The sequence below is a fragment of the Moraxella sp. CTOTU48717 genome (genome assembly GCF_032057165.1).
Classification (GTDB): domain Bacteria; phylum Pseudomonadota; class Gammaproteobacteria; order Pseudomonadales; family Moraxellaceae; genus Faucicola; species Faucicola tetraodonis.
Genome location: NZ_DAMBBC010000004.1, coordinates 92,232 through 110,838 on the forward strand (window position 1 = coordinate 92,232; position 18,607 = coordinate 110,838).

Annotated in this window: 19 protein-coding genes and 1 tRNA gene; 12 read left to right on the top strand and 8 right to left on the bottom strand. The window is 44.2% G+C overall.

Annotation, left to right across the window (positions count from 1 at the left end; all coding sequences use genetic code 11):
* Nucleotides 1-116: 116 nt before the first annotated feature.
* A complete protein-coding gene (gene kdsA, locus RT084_RS03980; protein WP_312383895.1) occupies nt 117-980 on the top strand; it encodes a 3-deoxy-8-phosphooctulonate synthase in 864 nt (287 codons plus the stop codon).
* A gap of 150 nt (nt 981-1,130) precedes the next feature.
* Nucleotides 1,131-1,424, top strand: coding sequence for a heavy-metal-associated domain-containing protein (locus RT084_RS03985; RefSeq protein WP_188874669.1), 294 nt, complete (start codon nt 1,131-1,133; stop codon nt 1,422-1,424).
* Between the two features lie 9 nt (nt 1,425-1,433).
* Here the strand turns inward: RT084_RS03985 and RT084_RS03990 are convergent, their stop codons facing one another.
* A complete protein-coding gene (locus RT084_RS03990) occupies nt 1,434-1,874 on the bottom strand; it encodes a MerR family DNA-binding protein (RefSeq protein ID WP_312383897.1) in 441 nt (146 codons plus the stop codon).
* Between the two features lie 108 nt (nt 1,875-1,982).
* Between RT084_RS03990 and copM the strand changes: the two genes are divergently transcribed.
* Genes copM through RT084_RS04005 form a run of 3 tightly spaced genes read left to right on the top strand, consistent with a single transcriptional unit; the run spans nt 1,983 to nt 5,329 of the window.
* Nucleotides 1,983-2,726, top strand: a complete 744-nt coding sequence (copM, locus tag RT084_RS03995; RefSeq protein WP_312383899.1) for a CopM family metallochaperone — start codon at nt 1,983-1,985, stop codon at nt 2,724-2,726.
* Between the two features lie 40 nt (nt 2,727-2,766).
* Nucleotides 2,767-2,979 carry a heavy-metal-associated domain-containing protein gene (locus RT084_RS04000; protein ID WP_312383900.1) on the top strand — a complete coding sequence of 71 codons (213 nt, stop codon included), beginning with the start codon at nt 2,767-2,769 and terminating at the stop codon, nt 2,977-2,979.
* 52 nt (nt 2,980-3,031) lie between these two features.
* Nucleotides 3,032-5,329 (top strand): heavy metal translocating P-type ATPase, encoded by a 2,298-nt coding sequence (locus tag RT084_RS04005; RefSeq protein ID WP_312383901.1) that lies wholly within the window; start codon nt 3,032-3,034, stop codon nt 5,327-5,329.
* Here RT084_RS04005 and RT084_RS04010 read toward each other — a convergent pair.
* On the bottom strand, nt 5,321-5,773 hold the full coding sequence (locus RT084_RS04010) for a hypothetical protein (RefSeq protein ID WP_065253194.1): 453 nt from the start codon (nt 5,771-5,773) through the stop codon (nt 5,321-5,323). The genes RT084_RS04005 and RT084_RS04010 overlap by 9 nt on opposite strands.
* Nucleotides 5,774-5,912: 139 nt before the next feature.
* Here RT084_RS04010 and eno point away from each other — a divergent pair, with 139 nt between their 5' ends.
* The 3 genes from eno (at nt 5,913) to ispD (ending at nt 8,621) form a co-directional block, all read left to right on the top strand.
* Complete coding sequence (gene eno, locus RT084_RS04015) at nt 5,913-7,253, top strand: phosphopyruvate hydratase (protein ID WP_065262635.1); 1,341 nt, start codon at nt 5,913-5,915, stop codon at nt 7,251-7,253.
* A 146-nt stretch (nt 7,254-7,399) separates the two neighbouring features.
* A complete protein-coding gene (locus tag RT084_RS04020) occupies nt 7,400-7,750 on the top strand; it encodes a septum formation initiator family protein (protein ID WP_076774942.1) in 351 nt (116 codons plus the stop codon).
* 76 nt (nt 7,751-7,826) lie between these two features.
* Nucleotides 7,827-8,621 carry a 2-C-methyl-D-erythritol 4-phosphate cytidylyltransferase gene (gene ispD, locus RT084_RS04025; protein ID WP_312383903.1) on the top strand — a complete coding sequence of 265 codons (795 nt, stop codon included), beginning with the start codon at nt 7,827-7,829 and terminating at the stop codon, nt 8,619-8,621.
* Nucleotides 8,622-8,805: 184 nt separating this feature from the next.
* Here the strand turns inward: ispD and RT084_RS04030 are convergent.
* The 3 genes from RT084_RS04030 to RT084_RS04040 all read right to left on the bottom strand — a co-directional run bounded on the left by RT084_RS04030 (nt 8,806) and on the right by RT084_RS04040 (nt 9,530).
* Nucleotides 8,806-8,881, bottom strand: a tRNA-Glu gene (locus RT084_RS04030).
* Between the two features lie 248 nt (nt 8,882-9,129).
* The gene (locus RT084_RS04035) at nt 9,130-9,315 is read right to left on the bottom strand and encodes a hypothetical protein (RefSeq protein ID WP_062333798.1); all 186 of its coding nucleotides are present in this window, start codon (nt 9,313-9,315) and stop codon (nt 9,130-9,132) included.
* Nucleotides 9,316-9,341: 26 nt separating this feature from the next.
* Nucleotides 9,342-9,530, bottom strand: a complete 189-nt coding sequence (locus RT084_RS04040) for a hypothetical protein (RefSeq protein ID WP_007116099.1) — start codon at nt 9,528-9,530, stop codon at nt 9,342-9,344.
* Nucleotides 9,531-9,753: 223 nt separating this feature from the next.
* On the opposite strand from RT084_RS04040, the gene speC reads away from it, so the two are divergent.
* Both speC and RT084_RS04050 read left to right on the top strand, forming a co-directional pair.
* Nucleotides 9,754-11,907: an ornithine decarboxylase gene (speC, locus tag RT084_RS04045; RefSeq protein WP_312383906.1), complete on the top strand. Its 2,154-nt coding sequence runs from the start codon at nt 9,754-9,756 to the stop codon at nt 11,905-11,907.
* A gap of 199 nt (nt 11,908-12,106) precedes the next feature.
* Nucleotides 12,107-12,619 carry a hypothetical protein gene (locus tag RT084_RS04050; RefSeq protein ID WP_060996244.1) on the top strand — a complete coding sequence of 171 codons (513 nt, stop codon included), beginning with the start codon at nt 12,107-12,109 and terminating at the stop codon, nt 12,617-12,619.
* 1 nt (nt 12,620) lies between these two features.
* Here the strand turns inward: RT084_RS04050 and RT084_RS04055 are convergent, their stop codons facing one another.
* The 3 genes from RT084_RS04055 to RT084_RS04065 form a co-directional block, all read right to left on the bottom strand.
* Nucleotides 12,621-13,259 carry an anthranilate synthase component II gene (locus tag RT084_RS04055; protein WP_062333807.1) on the bottom strand — a complete coding sequence of 213 codons (639 nt, stop codon included), beginning with the start codon at nt 13,257-13,259 and terminating at the stop codon, nt 12,621-12,623.
* Between the two features lie 126 nt (nt 13,260-13,385).
* The gene (locus RT084_RS04060; RefSeq protein ID WP_409418400.1) at nt 13,386-14,798 is read right to left on the bottom strand and encodes an anthranilate synthase component I family protein; all 1,413 of its coding nucleotides are present in this window, start codon (nt 14,796-14,798) and stop codon (nt 13,386-13,388) included.
* A gap of 267 nt (nt 14,799-15,065) precedes the next feature.
* Nucleotides 15,066-15,362, bottom strand: a complete 297-nt coding sequence (locus RT084_RS04065; RefSeq protein ID WP_007116094.1) for a Trp family transcriptional regulator — start codon at nt 15,360-15,362, stop codon at nt 15,066-15,068.
* Nucleotides 15,363-15,821: 459 nt separating this feature from the next.
* Here RT084_RS04065 and RT084_RS04070 point away from each other — a divergent pair, with 459 nt between their 5' ends.
* Both RT084_RS04070 and RT084_RS04075 read left to right on the top strand, forming a co-directional pair.
* A complete protein-coding gene (locus tag RT084_RS04070) occupies nt 15,822-17,798 on the top strand; it encodes an oleate hydratase (protein ID WP_312383909.1) in 1,977 nt (658 codons plus the stop codon).
* 154 nt (nt 17,799-17,952) lie between these two features.
* Nucleotides 17,953-18,591 (top strand): glutathione S-transferase family protein, encoded by a 639-nt coding sequence (locus RT084_RS04075; protein WP_201664729.1) that lies wholly within the window; start codon nt 17,953-17,955, stop codon nt 18,589-18,591.
* The last annotated feature ends 16 nt before the right edge of the window (nt 18,592-18,607 follow it).

The window sequence follows — 18,607 nt, forward strand, 5'->3', positions numbered from 1 at the left end:
TGACGCACAAAAAACCATCTGTTACAGGTGGTTTTTTGTTTTTAGCCAGCTTCGTATCTAGCCAATTATGCTATAGTGACAATCAATAACAACTTTAACAACATACTGAGAGCCCTATGACCACTAACTTACCGACACCGCAATCCCATATTCAGCTCAACGATATCACCATCGGCAATGATCAACCGTTTGTGCTGTTTGGCGGCATGAATGTACTAGAAAGCAAAGATTTGGCATTTGAAATTGCTGAAAGCTATATTGAAATCTGTAAACGCTTAAATATCGGCTATGTGTTTAAGGCAAGTTTTGATAAAGCCAATCGCTCAAGCTTGTACTCGTTTCGTGGTCCAGGTCTAGAAAAAGGCATTGAATGGCTAAGCGACATCAAAAAAGCGTTCAATGTGCCCATTATCACTGACGTACACGAGCCGTACCAAGCTGAGCCTGTGGCAGCGGTGGCGGATATTATCCAGTTGCCCGCGTTTTTGAGTCGCCAAACCGACTTGGTAGCAGCGATGGCAAAAACCGGTGCGATTATTAACGTCAAAAAAGCACAGTTTTTGGCACCCCATGAGATGAAACATATCATCAATAAATGCCTTGAAGCCGGTAATGATAAAATCATCTTGTGCGAGCGTGGCAGTGCGTTTGGTTATAACAATCTCGTTGTTGATATGCTTGGCTTTGACATTATGAAAAAAATGCAGGTTCCCGTGTTTTTTGATGTGACCCATAGCTTGCAGCAGCCGGGTGCGCGTGAAGATAGTGCAGGCGGTCGCCGAGAGCAAATTACCACGTTAGCACTCGCTGGCATGGCAACAGGATTGGCAGGGTTATTTTTGGAAGCGCATCCAAATCCTGATATCGCCAAATGCGATGGCCCTTGTGCGCTGCGGCTGAGTCAGCTTGAGCCGTTTTTAGCGCAGTTAAAACAGCTTGATACCTTAGTCAAAGGGTTTGAGGTGTTAGATACTCATTAATTTTTACGCAAGTTTTAACACAAATTTGCAACGCCTTGTTATTAAAATGTTATCAATCGATAACGAGGCTTTTTTTTGGCTATGTTATAGTGCTAGGTTATAGGACTAGAACAATATTTTATAACCCACAGCATAAATACAGGAATGACTATGGCAATTCAAACAGTCGCGTACGATTTAAAAGGCATTAATGACCCTGCAGGCTATGAGGAAGTCATGAAAGCTTTAACCACCATCGGCGGGGTTCAGGCAGTGCATCTTGAACCTGAAAATCATCGCGTGATTGTAAGCTTTGATGATACCGAGACGTCAGTTTTTGCCTTCAAAGCTGCGCTGACCAATGTTGACTATATCACCGAGCCGTTCCCGATTGAGGCACCTGCCAACCCTGCCAACAATCGTACTTTAGCGGGTGATTTGGCAAAAGATGGTAGACTTTTTTAAATTGTTTGTTCAGTGGCTACGCTCGGTGCGGCAAGGGTGGTTGGTCACTGAACCATTTTGTACGCCATCTTGCAAGCCCTCTAAAATGCTACAGGTAGGCGAGCCATCTCCCAAACAACTATCGTGCCATCCTTGCAGGGTGGCTTTCATTGATTGTAACCGCTGTATTTTATCGCTTAGTTCATCGATGTGATTGCGGGTTAACGCTTTGACTTGGGCATTGCTACGCTGCTTGTTATCTTGTAGAGCCAATAACGCTTCAATTTGCGCTAACGAAAATCCCACATCACGGGCATGTTTGATAAATTTTAGACGCTGTAATTGGGTATCGCTAAAAATACGGTAACCACTGTCCGTGCGCTGAATGGTCTGTAATAAACCGAGTTTCTCATACTCACGAATTTGCCTAGGTGATAATTCAGTCAATTTAGCGACTTCATTAATATTCATTTTTTGCTTGACCTTGACCTAATGTTAAGGTTTATAGTAATACCACAGTGTGATAAATCAATCTTTTTTTTCAAAGAACATAAAAAAAGCAACCTGAAGGATATGAATATGAATAACATCGTGGGTTTGCCATGGGTGGTGGCATTGGCGCTAGGTATGACAGCTTGTACAAAAAATGACACCACCCAAACTGCAACAACGGCATCAAGTACCGATTCAATGAGTATCGATGCGAGAAGTGCCGATGCGAGCATGACCCAAGCACAGTCAATGCATCATATGGCTTCGGCAGCGGATACACAGTCACAATCGCAGCCGCCGCATATCATGGCTTATATGGATATCATGAATAAAATGCACCAAGCCATGTCAGCAGGGGTGCAAGCTAAGAATGCCGATGTCGGGTTTGCCAAAGGCATGATACCGCATCATGAAGGCGCAATTGCGATGGCAAAAGTGGAGCTGCAATATGGCAAAGATGCCGAGATGAAAGCCCTTGCACAAAAAATCGTCGATGCCCAGCAAAGTGAAATCAGCGTGATGCAAAACTGGTTGGACAAAAACGAATCAAGTCAGGTAGCGGCGAGCAATGCCAAAGAAATAACGCAAGCCTATCAGCAAAAAGACATGAGCAACCACGATGCCATGATGCAAGGAACTATGGACGCCAATCCTGATATCGCCTTTGCTAAGGGTATGATACCGCATCATCAAGGCGCGATTGATATGTCAACGATAGAGCAAACCTATGGTAAAAATCCAGCGATGCTAACACTCGCCAAGCAGATTAAACAAGCGCAAACGCCAGAAATCAAACAAATGCAAGACTGGCTTAGCAAACAAGCTTATTAATTAAAAGAATAGCCACGTAAACGTAAAAAAGGAGCGTAGTATGACAACCCAAACCATCACCTTAAATATCCAAGGCATGACTTGTGGCGGCTGCGTCAAAAGCGTAACCAATGCCCTCAATCAAGTGGCAGGGGTGAAATCTGTCGATGTCAGCCTAGACCATAACAGCGCAACCATCAGCTTTGATGACAGCCAAGCACAACAAAACACGCTTAAAGAAGCGATTGAAGACGCTGGCTTTGACGTAGTATAACGACGCCATACAAAGACACCATACAAGGACTCCATACAAGACAGACACTATCATGACTACCCAATCGATCACCCACGCGTCAGACAACGCCCATACCGAGCAAGTCATTCTTGATATCGATGGCATGACTTGTCAAGCCTGTGCCAGCCGCATCGAAAAAGTGCTCAATAAAAAGCCTGCGATAGTGCAAGCCGATGTCAATTATGCCAATGAAGTGGCGCAGGTGCAGTTTGATGCATCACAAACCAACGCCGAGCAGATTGTAGAATGGGTGAAAAAGACAGGCTATGAGGCAAAATTGCAGCCGAAGAACGCGCTATTTGCGCATGAAGCCTATGAGCAAAAAGCGCCCTACACCTTGATTGCGGTTTGGATTTGCTTGCTGCCTTTTTTGATTGGCATGGCGGGCATGATGATAGGCAGTCACGCACTGATGCCGCCGCTGTGGCTACAATTTGTGTTGGCAACTATCGTACAGTTTGGCTTGGCGATACCGTTTTACAAAAGTGCGTGGGCGAGTATCAAAGGCGGTCTTGCCAATATGGACGTGTTGGTGGTGCTGGGCACACTGACAATTTGGGCGTATTCGACCTATAGTTGGTTGAGCTATCTGCAAACCACAGCCCAAATGGGGCATGATGGGATGGCGCATAGCATGGCCCATGTGTATTTTGAAGCCAGTGTGATGGTAATTGCCTTTGTCAAAATGGGGAAATACCTAGAAGCCCGTACCAAAAAACATAGCCTAAATAGCATCAATTTGCTATTAGCGCTCACCCCTGAGCAAGTGGAAGTTAAAAGCCCCAATCCACAAAGCCAAGATGCACAGTGGCAAACCCTGCCCCTTGATCAAGTCACGGCTGGTCAAATTTTACGTGCTAAAGCAGGTACTCGCATTGCCACTGATGGCATCGTCACCGCTGGCGAAGGCTGGTGTGATGAGAGCCATTTGACGGGTGAGTCGGTGCCCCTATCTAAACATATTGGCAGCACGGTGCTGGCAGGTGCCATGGTAGAAAACGGCAGCTTTGAATACCAAATCACCGCCAAAGGTAGCCAAACACGGCTTGGCGATATGATACAAGCGCTCAACGACGCGCAAGGCAGTAAAGCCCACATTGCCCGTATTGCAGATAAAGTTGCAGGTATCTTTGTGCCGGTGGTGGTTGCCATCGCTTTGTTGACTTTTTTTGCCAATTATTGGTTCTTAGGCGCGTTTGACACGGCACTCATGCGCGCGGTATCGGTGTTAGTGATTGCTTGCCCCTGTGCATTGGGACTTGCGACGCCGGCAGCCATCATGGCGGGCATGGGCGTGGCAGCACGCTCAGGGGTTTGGTTTAAAGATGCGCAAGCCTTAGAAGCGGCAGGCGCAATTGATACGGTAGTACTCGATAAGACAGGCACCATCACCCAAGGCAAACCCCAATTATCTGCAGCGTACCTGATAGATGACAATCTAAAGCTGTTTAACTTAGATAAAGCAGCGCTGCTGCAGCTCGTTGCCAGTGTCGAGCGTCATGCGAACCACCCGCTTGCGACCACGCTAGTGAACTATGCTGAATTTTACAATAAACAGACTGATACGCCTCAAAGTCCAGCGGCATTTACCATAAGCCATGTGGAGACAGTGCTCGGGCAGGGGATACAGGCACAGGTAGCAACTATTGGGCGGGTGAAAATCGGCACGCCAAGTTTTGCCAATCTTCAGTTGCCTGCAGCGACTACCCAAGCCAATCCCATTTGGCAAATTGCCAGTCAAGTGGCAGTAAGTATCGATGACACCCCTGTGGCAGCCTTTGCGCTAGCCGATGAGCTTAAACAAGACAGTGTTAAGGTGATTGCGTCGCTGCAAGCCCATCATCTAGATGTGGTAGTGATGAGTGGTGACAAGCAATCGGTGGTGGATTATATAGCCCAGCAGATTAACGCCAGCAAGGCGCTTGGCGAGCTGTCGCCACGTGACAAAGCACAGCGCATTGATGAATGGCAACAACAAGGCAAAAAAGTAGCAATGGTCGGGGATGGTGTGAATGATGCTCCGGCAATGGCAACGGCGACCGCAAGTTTTGCGGTAGAAGGCGCAACCGATATTGCCAAGCATAGCGCCACGGCCAGGCTGATGGGCGAGTCGCTCAAACATGTCGATTATGCGGTCACAATTGCCCGCGCAACCCTGCGTAATATTAAGCAAAACCTATTTTTTGCGTTTATCTATAATTGCCTTGGTATACCGTTAGCGGCGTTTGGGCTACTCAATCCGATGATTGCGGCCGCGGCGATGGCGCTGAGCTCGATTTCTGTACTACTCAATGCGCTGCGATTGACTCGATTTAAAGTGTCACATTAGCCATACTTTTTCGACTTTGCAATTGATTTTAGGTTGTGGCTGTAGAGCTGCATAAGAATATTCACCCCCACCAACGGACATAGTATCGCCTAAACGGTATTTGGTTTTTCTTATAGTTAGAATTTGGTTTTGCGCATCCCAGCTCGTGGTTTCAGCTGGAAAAACAACCGCTTGATCACCTATCATCAAGCAATTATCTTTTAGATTAAGTGGACCCGTCAGTTTTGCCATCGGTGCAATACGATAACCCTCTTTAGTAAGAACGCTAGGCATAACAACTAAAGGGCTAGAAAGATTAGGCTTATTTATATCAAGTGATTTTTTGACTTCAGGATGAGTAATGACCATTGGTGGTGGGTTTGATAAAATTTTTGATTGACAACCCAACAAAGTCAGCGTCAAAAAAGTGCATAGGGTTGTGATGGATAAAGAGGTTTTAATCATTACGATTTTCGCTTATATGAGTAGATATTTATTACGATGAGTCTAACAAAATATGGTTTTCTATCCTACTAAAAAAACTTACCAAAATATGCTATTATGGCGAAAATTTTACTTTTACTGAATAAAAACAGGAAACGCCATGTACGCTGAAGAAACCACCACCAATAACCAAATCAAAGATATCATTGCCCGCGAAATTTTGGACTCACGCGGCAACCCAACCATTGAAGCCGATGTGATTTTAGCGGATGGTACTATCGGTCGTGCAGCCGCGCCATCGGGTGCATCGACAGGCTCACGTGAAGCGCTTGAGCTGCGTGATGGTGACGCATCACGCTATCTAGGTAAAGGGGTCAAAAAAGCCGTTGCCAACGTCAATAGTGAAATTCGTTCATCACTGGTTGATATGGATGTATCAAAACAACAAGACATTGACAACAAATTATTAGCGCTTGATGGCACAGAAAACAAAGAAAAATTGGGCGCCAATGCGACCTTAGCAGTATCTTTAGCAGCAGCCCGTGCCGCCGCACAATCACAAAAACTGCCACTTCACCAGTACATTGCTAACCTACGTGGGCAAACATCACTATCGATGCCGGTGCCGATGATGAACATCCTAAATGGCGGTGCCCACGCGGACAACACTGTTGATATCCAAGAGTTTATGATTGAGCCTGTTAATTTCACCAGCTTCGGTGAAGCGTTGCGTGCGGGTACAGAAGTGTTTCATAGCCTAAAATCTGTGCTAAAAAAACAAGGCTTGAACACCGCCGTCGGTGATGAAGGTGGCTTTGCACCAAACTTACGCTCAAACGAAGAAGCGATTACTGTCATCATGCAAGCGATTGAGCAAGCAGGATATACCGCAGGTAAAGACATTTACTTAGCGCTTGATTGTGCCTCATCAGAGTTCTACCATAAAAATGAGCAAGGGAACGGTCAATACGTACTTGAAGGCGAAGGCAATAAAGCCTTTAGTTCAGAAGGTTTTGCGGATTATTTAGCAGGTCTTGTGAGCCAATACCCAATTATCTCGATTGAAGATGGTCTAGATGAAAGCGATTGGGATGGATGGGCGTACTTAACGCAAAAATTGGGCGACAAAGTACAGCTCGTGGGTGACGATTTGTTTGTCACCAACCCAAAAATTCTACAAGAAGGTATCGATAAACACATTGCCAATGCGATTTTGATTAAATTTAACCAAATCGGTACTTTATCAGAAACCTTAGACGCCATTTATCTAGCGAAGAAAAATGGCTATGCCACCGTCATCTCACACCGCTCAGGTGAGACTGAAGACAGCACCATCGCTGACTTAGCCGTGGGGACAGCTGCAGGTCAAATCAAAACAGGCTCACTGTGCCGTTCTGACCGTGTTGCCAAATATAACCAATTGCTTCGTATCGAGCAGATGGTCACTGCAAGCTACCACGGTGCTGACGAGTTTATCGGTTTACGCAACCCAAAAGCCTAACTTTAAAAGCTTAGCTACAAAAGCTTAAATTTTGCAGCTTGATAAAGCATTGAAGTGATAAAAACCTTAACCCATGACATTGAATTTGCTACAATGCGTGGGGTAAGGTTTTTTTATGCCAAAAGTTTTTATTATTGAGTGCTGTCATGACTTATTTGCGTCAACTGTTTATGATTATTTTTGCGGTGATTGTGTTGGTATGTCTACAATACCAGTATTGGTTTGGCACCAATGGTCGTGGCGATTTGGCAGCATTAAATAAACAAATCAGCGAACAGCAATCCATCAATACGGATCAGCAAAAAGCCAATGAGGTATTGCTTGCCGATGTTAAAGACTTAAAAAACGGACTTGAAGCAGTGGAAGAACATGCTCGCTCCGATTTAGGTTTAATCAAACAAGGTGAAACTTTTGTGCAAATGTCGACTGCTAGCAGTGTGTATAGTACCGATGTGGTCACACCGAATGCCCACAATACCGCCACGTCTCACCCATAAAAGCATAAGAACTGCCAAAGTTATATTTGTCTCAATTTTTACTGTCAACTGTTTACTTTATTGTTGAAAAGACGCCATGTCAGAACTTAACGCAATACCTGCCAATTTATCTAACAACTTTACGATTGACACCGTGGTCGTCGCTGCAGGCGTTGGCAAACGCTTTGGTAATCAGATGCCAAAACAGTACACCCATATTGGCAGTCAGACGGTGCTCCAACACAGCATAGCGGCGCTAAGCAAAGTCCACCAGCTAAGCAGTTGCTATTTGGTGATTTCTGAAGAAGATACGATTGCCAAAACACTTAACTTTAGCATGCCAATCGAGTGGGTGATAGGTGGCAAAGAGCGGATGAATTCGGTGTTTAACGCCGTGCAAACGATTTGGCGACAATATCAAAATCCGCTCAGTGACAAAGACTTCAGTGAAAAAGCTAGTCATCATGCGTATGATAATCATTGGGTGCTGATTCATGATGCTGCGCGTCCTTGTGTCAATCCGAGCGATATAGAAAAATTGATCACACAGACCACACAGCAATTTTCGCAACAGTCGGCGGGTGGCTTATTAGCAGTACCGGTGCGTGATACGGTCAAACAAATCATCCATTCACAAGACCAAGTGTTGGCACAAAAAACGCTTGATCGCAGTCAGTTGTGGCTAGCACAAACCCCGCAGATTTTTCCATTGCCAACACTGTATGATTATCTAATCCAAGCCATTGAGCAAACGATTGCGTTTACCGATGAAGCCAGTTTATTTGAGCATTTTGGCAAACAGCCGTTATTGGTGGAAGGCAGTCATAGCAATATCAAATTGACGTTTCCAGAGGATTTGCAGTTTGCGCAGGTGTATTTGGCAAAACCTTAGCAAAAATGGCTTTGCAACAAATTGAGGTTACCGCTAAAAACCGCATAAGAAAAGAAGCCCATAACAAAAAAAGCGCACGAGCAAAAAACGGCAATGAGAATTTATAAAGCCACAAAAACAAAAAAGCCATACTAAATTAGTATGGCTTTTTAACTGTATTTTCTAGTGGTAACACTAAAAAAATTGGCGTCCCCACGGGGATTCGAACCCCGGTTACCGCCGTGAAAGGGCGATGTCCTAGGCCTCTAGACGATGGGGACACTAGCACGCTTAGTTTATAGCGTGACCTCGACCGCTTTCACCGTTAATGTCGAAGTGGAGCGTATAATATATATTTTTATTTTTGCCGTCAACTGTTTTTTATGTATTTTTTTATATTTTTAACAATTAGCCCATCATACGTTGACCCATGATACTTGGTAAAGCGGCATGAAAAGCGCATTAGCCAACTAATGCGCTTAATTACAGTGTTTTCTAAAAAGTGTTGTCTAAAAATTTCACACCGTGCTTATGAGTGATTTTTCTGATGCGACTTAGGTGTTGTATGAGCACGCGTCGTATGAGATTGCGGCGGCAGCTTAGCGGCTTTATTTTTTAAGTGATAGCGAATCCAAAAATGGGTTACGATGCTAATCACAATCGATAAACTGATAAAACCTAAAATGGTCATCCAGATTTGACTATCTACTTGCATACTTGATCCTTGTGAGACAATCTAAGTTAACGCTGATTATCGATGCGCTGGCTATCAATACTTTGATTAGCTCCCATTGTTTGATTACGAATCGCATCATCGCGCTGTTTTTTCTTGAGTCGGAACGTTAGCCATAAATATGTTAATATGCCTAAGATTACGGCAGCAATCATATACATAATAATAGTAGTCCAAATACTGTTATCTACGCCCATGAAAGAGTCCTTTTTATTATTGTTAGCATTAGTGTAACAGGTTTTAACAGCTATTTTACGTCATTCACGTAATGATGTGTGGTAGCGATGTTACTGGCTATTTTCAAACACTGTAATAAGCGTCTACAAAAGTACTTTTTTTCACTTTTTCATATTTTTACGTTAAGATAATTGTCTAAAAAACGCTTTGGCAACTGACACGGTTGCAGCAAGGAAAATAATTATGAAAGTAGTCATCAGTGACGGCATCGAATACGCCCTAAATCTTAATTATCGTACCATCGATATTGAATCGACCGACTATACCAATATTGCAGCAATTGTGGTCACGATGACAGACTTGCCTCGTGTGTATCAAGATATTGAAGATTTGGGGTTTGCTATTCCGATATTTGTGGCGATTGAATATGGTGATGTAGTGCCTGATGAATGGCTACCCAATGTGTATGGTGTGCTAGAGCTGGCAGATGATCAAAAGTTTTATAACGGACAATTGGTCAATGCGGCGGCGGCGGATTACATCGCCACGCTCGATCCGCCTTTTTTCCAAGCCTTGATGGACTATACCGACTATGGCAATGCGGCGTTTGACTGTCCTGGGCACCAAGGCGGACAGTTTTTTCGTAAGCATCCTTCGGGCAGACGTTTTTATTTATACTTTGGGGAAACGCTGTTTCGTGCCGATTCCTGTAATGCCGATGTCCGTCTTGGCGATTTGCTAATTCATGAAGGCCCAGCGTTTGAGGCACAAGCGCATGCGGCGAAAGTTTTTAATGCGGATAAAACCTACTTTGTGCTCAACGGTACTTCCTCTTCCAATAAAATTGCGATTGGTGCCTTAGTGGCGCATGGTGATTTGGTGCTGTTTGACCGTAACAATCACAAATCTGTGTACCAAGGTGCCTTAACCATGGCAGGTGGTACGCCTGTGTATTTAGAGACCGACCGCAATGCTTATGGTTTGATTGGCGGCATTCCTGCCCATTGTTTTGAGGAAGCCGAAATCCGTGAGCGTATTCGTGAAGTTGCGCCCGATAAAGCCGATGATGCCCGCCCATTTCGCTTGGCGGTAATTCAGCTGGGCACGTATGATGGCACTATTTATAACGCCCGCCAAGTAGTAGATCGCATCGGGCATCTGTGTGACTATATTTTGTTTGACAGTGCCTGGGTGGGTTATGAGCAGTTTATCCCGATGATGCGTGATTGCTCGCCTCTGCTGCTTGAGCTCGGTGAAAATGATCCTGGAATTTTGGTCACCCAATCGGTACACAAGCAACAAGCAGGCTTTTCTCAAGCCTCACAAATCCATAAAAAAGATAACCATATCAGCGGGCAAGCCCGTTATGTCAATCATAAACGCTTTAACAACTCGTTTATGATGCACGTATCGACCTCGCCGTTTTACCCGTTGTTTGCCTCACTTGATGTCAATGCCAAAATGCATGAAGGTAAAGCCGGTCAGCGCATGTGGCATGAGTGTGTCATCGGCGGTATCGAAGCTCGTAAAATGCTGCTAGACACTTGTAGCATGATTTTGCCATTTGTCCCGCCTACAGTAGATGGGCAAGCTTGGCAAAACTACGATACCGAAACCATTGCCCATGATATTCGCTTTTTCCGCTTTGAGGCAGGGGCGCGTTGGCATGATTTTCAGCATTATGCCGATGACCAATACTTTATCGACCCCTGTAAATTGCTACTGACCACGCCAGGCATTGATATGCAAACCGGCGAGTATGAAGCGACAGGGATTCCTGCCGCGATTTTGGCGCATTATCTGCGTGAAAGCTCGGTCATTCCAGAAAAAGCCGATTTAAACTCGATTTTATTCTTACTGACGCCTGCCGAAACCTTGGCAAAATTCCAGCACTTGGTCGCCCGTATCGTCAGTTTTGAAAAGCACATTCGCGAAAACAGCCCCGTCACCCAAGTGTTGCCGACACTGGCTAAGGCATATCCGCAGTACCGCAAACTGACCATCAATGAACTATGCCAACTCATGCATAACTTCTATGCCAAACATCAGCTCAACAAACGACAAAAACAAATGTTTGAGCGCGAACATCGCCCCAAGGTTGCTATAAGCGCGTTTGATGCCCATAACGCCTTTATCCGTAATGATGTCGAGCTGGTATCGCTGCATGACATCAAAGGCAGAATCGCCATGGAAGGTGCACTACCGTATCCACCAGGGGTGTACTGTATTGTACCTGGGGAAGTGTGGGATGGGGCTGTGCTGGACTACTTCTTGGCATTGCAAGAAGGGGTTAATCGCTTGCCAGGCTTTGAACCAGAAGTGCAGGGCGTGTACTGGGAGTATGACGACCAAGGTAAAAAGATTGCCTACGCCTATGTGTTAAAACAGTCTCACTAAATTTGATTGACGGTTTTTGATTCATAGGCTTTCTCTTTGAGGTCTATATTTGGCGCGTTTGCAGCAGTAACCAATGGCGCAAAAATTGGTCTGTGTAGATGGGTGCGATGCTATCTAATTAAATGATAATCATTATTATTTACATTATCAATCTATTATTGGATAATGACGGCTCAATTTTTTAAGAGGCAGTCAAACAATGACAATGAAAGATTTGCGTATCTACATGAGGCTTGGGCACCGCTATGTTGGATTCTTTATGGTTGGCATTATGCTGGTCTATTCGCTAAGTGGCATGTTGCTGGTATTTCGCGACACTGATTTTTTAAAATCTTCAAAAACTGTCAAGCAAGTCGTGGCAACCAATCTTGATGAGAAAAATTTAGCCAAAACCCTAAAAATGAAAAACATCGATTTTAGGGAGCAGCAGGGTGATATACAGCTTTTTAAAGATGGACAGTACAATACTAAAACAGGTGAGGTGACTTATACCAGCAAAAAGCTGCCTGTGGTATTAGATAAAATGGTGAATTTTCATAAAGCCCCGTCAAAGGGCAGTATGGGCGGATTGAATACATTATTTGGGTTGTCGTTACTATTTTTTGTGCTATCGAGTTTGTTTTTATTCACCCCAAGTTCCAAAATCTTTAAACGTGGTTTGGCGTTTGTTGCCGTTGGGGTGGTGTTGTCGGTGATTTTGTTGATGTTGTAAATTATCCTAACAAAAAGTTTTTCAGCAGCGTTTTGGCGCCTTCGGTGGCGAAGGATTCTGGGTGATATTGCACCCCTTGAATCGGATAGTCACGGTGGCGAATACCCATGATTTCATCGCCTGCTAGGCTGGCATCTTTGAGGTTTTTATCACTATGTTGCTCACTAGATACCAGGCTGGTCACTACCAAACACTCGGGGAGTGAGGCGGCATCGACCATCAGTGAATGATAACGCATGATGTCAAGCTGCTGTGGCAAACCTTGATACACGCCTTGACCATCATGACGAATCGGTGACGTTTTGCCATGCATGGGCACATTGGCGCGCACCACTTGACCACCAAAAAAATGCGCAATGCCTTGCATGCCAAGACACACGCCTAGCAGCGGTGTGGTTTTGCCAAGCTCAGTAATGACGTCACCACACACACCAAAATAAGCAGGGTCATCGGGCGAACCTGGACCAGGCGAGATGATAATGCGGTCAGGATTCATGGCTTGGATATCCGCTAAGCTAATCTCATTATTGCGTTTGACAACCACGTTAAAAGGTTGATTGTCTGCGGCTAAAATCTCACCAATATATTGGTATAAGTTAAAGGTAAAAGAATCGTAGTTATCAATAATTAACACTTGCATAGTCAACTCTAAAAATAGGTTTGGCGGTAGTTCTAAATGTTTAAAATACTGCTATATATCTTGCTATCATGCCAATCTATCATCACTCTTGTCTGTCTTAAGCTATCGTTATGATTAAAAACTAGCTTACGACACTGGCGCAAAATTGGACAGTACAACTTTCATCGCAGACAGTTTTCGCACAATTTCTTCATACTCATCTTCAGGATTGGAGTCATACACATTGCCACCGCAAGTTTGCGCATACGCTTTTTCGCCATTGATAAACAGCGAGCGAATCGGAATAGCAAAAATACAATCCCCATTAAAACAAAACTGACCGAGTGCGCCACCGTAAGCGCCGCGGCCATCGGGCTCTAGTGTATTTATAATTTTCATTGCTTCAATTTTGGGTGCGCCTGATAGCGTACCTGCGGGAAAATTACTGGCAAGCGCGGTGAACATATCATGATTAGGGTCAAGAATACCGACGATTTCACTGGAGATGTGCTGGACATGTGAAAAGCGCTTGATATCCATTAAGTTACGCACTTTTACCGTCCCAAAGCGTGCCACCCGCCCGATATCATTACGATGTAAGTCCACCAACATATTATGTTCGGCGATTTCTTTGGGGTCATTGAGCAAGGCGCGCGCTAATTGGCGATCTTCGGTCTCATCCTTGCCGCGTTTGGTGGTGCCCGCCAGTGGGAAGGTTTCCATCTCACCATTGCGCAATCGGAACAACAACTCAGGCGATGCGCCGATGATTTTTTGGGCGCCAAATTTGACATAGTACATATGCGGTGACGGGTTGACTTCGCGCAGTTTACTATAAATTGGCATGCTATCGCCTTGGATGCGATAATGCGACTTGAAACCCACTTCACACTGGAAAATCAGCCCAGCTTTAATGTCTTCTTTGACTTTCATCACTGCTGCCGCATGTTGCTCGCGGTTCATGCCATCGCCCAAATGCTCAGCAGTGGGCTGGGTATAGTCAGGCGAAATAGCGTTCAATAATGACTTAATTTCGTCAATACGATTGCTTTGGTGGTCGGTATCGTAATAATAATAAAAAATTTCACCGGTCATCTTATCAAGGCTTAACCCATCTAAGTACATACCGAATTTGAACGGCTCGAAATCATCACTGGTTTGAATATTCAGGGTCGGCTCAAAAAAATTGACACTATCAAATCCCAAAAAACCGACCAATCCGCCGGTATGGCTACGTGAAATCACATGCTGTGGGGTGATTTCGCGCAGTAGTTGGTAAGGATTGTCACAGGTATAATCCGTGCTTTCCCCCGTGCGATTGTTGGTGATAGTCAAAGTATGGCGGTCTTTTGCCAACACTGTCATCGCAGGGTCAAAGCCGATGGCATGATGACGTGAAATATAGCTTTCTTCGCCCAACGATTCCAGTAAAAAACAAGTAGCGTATTTGGCTTCGATGCGTTTAAAGAGTTCAAAAAAATCAATGTCTTGTGCAAGTTTAATCAGGCTTGGTTTGCTGGCAAGGGCGATTTTGGGCGGTTTGGCGTGTGTAGTCATCATGGTGTCTTAAATTTATAGTGTCCTAAATTTACATTATCTTAAATTTATAGCGGCTTAAATTTACCCTATCTTAAATTTTAATCAATGTTTCAGTGTTCTAGTATGATGATACATTGTAATCAGATTAACCCCTGCTTGCAACTCTTTTATGGCATGCCAGTTATTTTCTCACGGATTTTCATCGCCCTTCTACTCACCCCAAAGTATGTCACCCCAAAGTATGCTACTGTGAGGGGCTTATTTACGCTTGAAGCCATTATCACAAATTTATAGGTTCAAATGACTCAGATTTGGCAATAATTGGTTGATATCGTGTTGACCATATGCTTTGGCGCCCCGTGATACGGTTGCAATGCCCACCCCCAAGCGCTCCGCAATTTCGCGTTGTGGTAGCGCTTGCTGAAACAAGGCAAAAATTTGAATACGATTGGCGATTTCTTTTTGTTCTTTTTCAGTCAGTAGCGCTGCCAAAATTTCGCGGATAAAGTCACTATCATCGGTTTGGCTCAGTAGCTCAACCAAATAATCATAGGCGGGTAGGAATGATGGCGAAGTGTGCGGCATAGTAGGTTTTGTTTGAGTAAAAGAGGACAAGTAAAGCATTTCAGTGTTCTAGTATAGTGATACATTTTACGGCGTTTAGCAACTGAACTCAATCGATTTTTATCCCTTTAGAAAACTCAATAGGTGCGATAACTGGTTACGTTTGATTACAAAAGCGCAAATAACTGAATATTTAATCAAAGGTTATTCGACACAAAGTCGCTTTAGCGAGGTTCTATAATGTGGTTATAATAAAATTGCTTAGTTAAAAATCTAAGTGAGTTTATTAATTATAAATAATGATTATCAATCATAATTATTATAACCGCGCCGTTGTCTTTGGTTATTGTGTAGCAGTCTTAATGGGCAATTAAGAATGGGCAGTTAAGGTCAATGTCAAAAGGTAGCAGCGCGGTTTAAAGAGTTAGCTAACGCTAATGTTATTCAATACTAATCTTATGCAAAATAGGGCACTTCATTATGACAACCAACGCTAAAAACAACAGTGAATTTTTGAAAAATATGGCTTTTAAAAAGGTCGATCACCAACCACAGCGGGCGGATTATCAATCTAATCAACCTGGCAGTTCGATGCCTTTTAGCGATGCCCGTGGTAACTATCAGCGTAATATCGGTTTTGATACCGGGCGTTTTAAAGACAGTAAAGTCTATATCGTCGGCGGCGGTATTGGCGGGTTGGCAGCGGCGTATTATTTTATCCGAGATGCCCATATCCCAGGCGAGAACATTACTTTTTTAGAAGAATTAGCGGTGCAAGGCGGCTCACTTGATGGCGCTGGTAATGCCAAAGACGGTTATATCATGCGCGGCGGTCGTGAGATGATTACCACCTACGAGAATTTTTGGGATATGTTCCAAGATATACCTGCGCTAGAGCTACCAGATCCTTATTCAGTGCTTGATGAATACCGCCTGATCAATGACAATGACCCCAACTATTCTAAAGCACGGTTGATTCATAACAAAGGCGACATCAAAGATTTTCACAAGTTTAATCTCAACAAAGCCGACCAACTTGCCATCGTCCGTTTATTACTAAAAAATCAAGATGAACTCGATAATCTCACCATTGAAGATTACTTTAGCCAGAGTTTTTTGGACAGTAATTTTTGGACGCTATGGCGTAGTATGTTTGCTTTTGAAAATTGGCACAGCTTACTTGAGTGCAAGCTTTATATGCACCGGTTTTTGGAAGCCTTAGATGGCATCAAAGATATGTCGACCCTGTTATTTGCCAAATACAACCAATACGACAGCTTTGTGGTACCTGCGCAAAAATTTTTAATCAATAAAGGCGTCAAACTACAAAGTGACACGTTAGTGACAGCGGTTGATTTTGAGCAGCAAGGCGACAAAAAAATCGTTAAAGGGCTGACAACCACCCAACAAGGTCAACAAGTCCATATCCCTGTACGAGACAATGATTTTGTGATTATTACCACAGGGTCAATGACGGAAGATACGCGCTATGGCACCAGTGACACTGCACCTGATATCCGTCTCACTGATGATGAAATGGGAAAAACGAAAGGCTGGGTACTATGGAATGACCTTGCCAAACAATCTGCTGTGTTTGGTCGTCCAGAAAAATTTAACCGTCGTGTACCCAAATCTGCCTGGATGTCAGCAACATTAACTTGCAAAGACTCGGCGCTTTTGCGCAAAATCAGCGAAAAATACTGTGTCAATCCGCCGCTATCAGGCAAAACAGTCACAGGCGGTATTGTTACCATCACCGATTCCAACTGGCTTATGAGCTTTACTATTAACCGCCAACCGCAATTTCTTGACCAACCTAAAGACGTGGTGGTGATATGGGTGTATGGGCTATTGATGGATAAAAAAGGCAACTATGTGCCAAAAACCATGCCAGAATGTACGGGGCATGAAATTGTGATGGAGCTGCTATACCACCTAGATTTGCTTGAGCAAAAAGATGATATTTTAGCCAATACCATCGCCAACACCGCCTATATGCCCTATATCACTTCGATGTTTATGCCACGTGCCAAAGGCGACCGTCCGCAAATTGTACCCGAAGGCTGCACCAATTTAGGTCTCATCGGTCAATTTGTTGAGACCAACAATGATGTGGTGTTCACCGTTGAAACTTCGGTACGCTCGGCGCGGGTCGCGGTGTACACGCTAACAGATTGTAATAAGCAAGTGCCTGATATCGTACCAACCCAATACGATATTCGCAACATACTCCGCTCTGCCAGTACACTCAACGATGACCAAGGCTTCATCGGGGAGGGCATACTGCGCCGAGTGCTCGCCAATACCTATTATGAGCACATCTTGCCACCCGTCGCCAAAAAAGCGCACAAAGACAGCTCCTTGATGCAGTCGCTTGCCGAGCAATTTGAAGTAGTCAAAGCCTTTTGGCATAAAGAAGGGCAAAAAGATGAGCAAAAAGCGCAGGATAAAAAATAAGCTTCGATAAACATTTGTCCTCAAACTGAAAATCCTCCTGCTGTCAGGGGGATTTTTTATCAGCAAAATTTCCTTTGCGCCTAAAAACCCTATTTCGTAAAACGGTGGTTTCAAGTATATTAAAGGTAAAATCACACATCATAAGGAACAAGTGATGAAACTATACACCATGAATGCCCCGCCAAACCCGCGCAAGGTCGACTTATTGTTAAAAGTCAAAGAACTTGATATCAATGATATTCATAATTTACAAGTCATCAACGTGGATATTGGCAAAAATGAGCAAAACTCACCGGAGTTTTTGGCGGTCAATCCACTCGGGCTGTTGCCTGTATTAGTGCTTGATGATGGCACTGTGCTCAATGATTCACATGCCATTTGTGAATATCTGGATATTCGACTTGCAGGCAATGGTAAGCAAGTGATGGGCTCAGACCCTATACAACGCGCCAAAATCACCGCAATGTCACGCAATGCGGAGTTTCACGTGCTGTATAACATGATGCTGGCTTTCCAGCATGGGCATCCATCTCGCGCATTGATGGGAAACCAAGTGCCTGGTATGGCAGAAGAGAGCATCAACCGTGTCAAAAAAGCATTGCCGTACTTTGACGAGCTATTATCGAGTCACAAATACTTGCTCGGTGATCGACTCACCTTCGCTGATATCGTGTTGTATGTTGGCTTGGATTTTGGGCGAGTAATGAAGTTTAATCCCAAAGATGCCAGTGTAGTGGGTGAACATGTGGCACGTTTTTATGCGCAAATGAGTGAGCGTTTTGGTAAAAAATAACGGTTGTTGATATAAA

Excerpts from the sequence above, each read along its gene's own strand:
- RT084_RS04005 (WP_312383901.1), top strand. The coding sequence starts at position 3,032 with ATGACTACCCAATCGATCACCCACGCGTCAGACAACGCCCATACCGAG.
- kdsA (WP_312383895.1), top strand. The coding sequence starts at position 117 with ATGACCACTAACTTACCGACACCGCAATCCCATATTCAGCTCAACGAT.
- RT084_RS03990 (WP_312383897.1), bottom strand. The coding sequence starts at position 1,874 with ATGAATATTAATGAAGTCGCTAAATTGACTGAATTATCACCTAGGCAA.
- RT084_RS04070 (WP_312383909.1), top strand. The coding sequence starts at position 15,822 with ATGACAACCAACGCTAAAAACAACAGTGAATTTTTGAAAAATATGGCT.
- RT084_RS04050 (WP_060996244.1), top strand. The coding sequence starts at position 12,107 with ATGACAATGAAAGATTTGCGTATCTACATGAGGCTTGGGCACCGCTAT.
- RT084_RS04055 (WP_062333807.1), bottom strand. The coding sequence starts at position 13,259 with ATGCAAGTGTTAATTATTGATAACTACGATTCTTTTACCTTTAACTTA.
- speC (WP_312383906.1), top strand. The coding sequence starts at position 9,754 with ATGAAAGTAGTCATCAGTGACGGCATCGAATACGCCCTAAATCTTAAT.
- RT084_RS04010 (WP_065253194.1), bottom strand. The coding sequence starts at position 5,773 with ATGATTAAAACCTCTTTATCCATCACAACCCTATGCACTTTTTTGACG.
- RT084_RS04075 (WP_201664729.1), top strand. The coding sequence starts at position 17,953 with ATGAAACTATACACCATGAATGCCCCGCCAAACCCGCGCAAGGTCGAC.
- RT084_RS04060 (WP_409418400.1), bottom strand. The coding sequence starts at position 14,798 with ATGATGACTACACACGCCAAACCGCCCAAAATCGCCCTTGCCAGCAAA.
- RT084_RS04040 (WP_007116099.1), bottom strand. The coding sequence starts at position 9,530 with ATGGGCGTAGATAACAGTATTTGGACTACTATTATTATGTATATGATT.
- RT084_RS04065 (WP_007116094.1), bottom strand. The coding sequence starts at position 15,362 with ATGCCGCACACTTCGCCATCATTCCTACCCGCCTATGATTATTTGGTT.
- RT084_RS04020 (WP_076774942.1), top strand. The coding sequence starts at position 7,400 with ATGACTTATTTGCGTCAACTGTTTATGATTATTTTTGCGGTGATTGTG.
- RT084_RS04035 (WP_062333798.1), bottom strand. The coding sequence starts at position 9,315 with ATGCAAGTAGATAGTCAAATCTGGATGACCATTTTAGGTTTTATCAGT.
- copM (WP_312383899.1), top strand. The coding sequence starts at position 1,983 with ATGAATAACATCGTGGGTTTGCCATGGGTGGTGGCATTGGCGCTAGGT.
- eno (WP_065262635.1), top strand. The coding sequence starts at position 5,913 with ATGTACGCTGAAGAAACCACCACCAATAACCAAATCAAAGATATCATT.
- ispD (WP_312383903.1), top strand. The coding sequence starts at position 7,827 with ATGTCAGAACTTAACGCAATACCTGCCAATTTATCTAACAACTTTACG.
- RT084_RS03985 (WP_188874669.1), top strand. The coding sequence starts at position 1,131 with ATGGCAATTCAAACAGTCGCGTACGATTTAAAAGGCATTAATGACCCT.
- RT084_RS04000 (WP_312383900.1), top strand. The coding sequence starts at position 2,767 with ATGACAACCCAAACCATCACCTTAAATATCCAAGGCATGACTTGTGGC.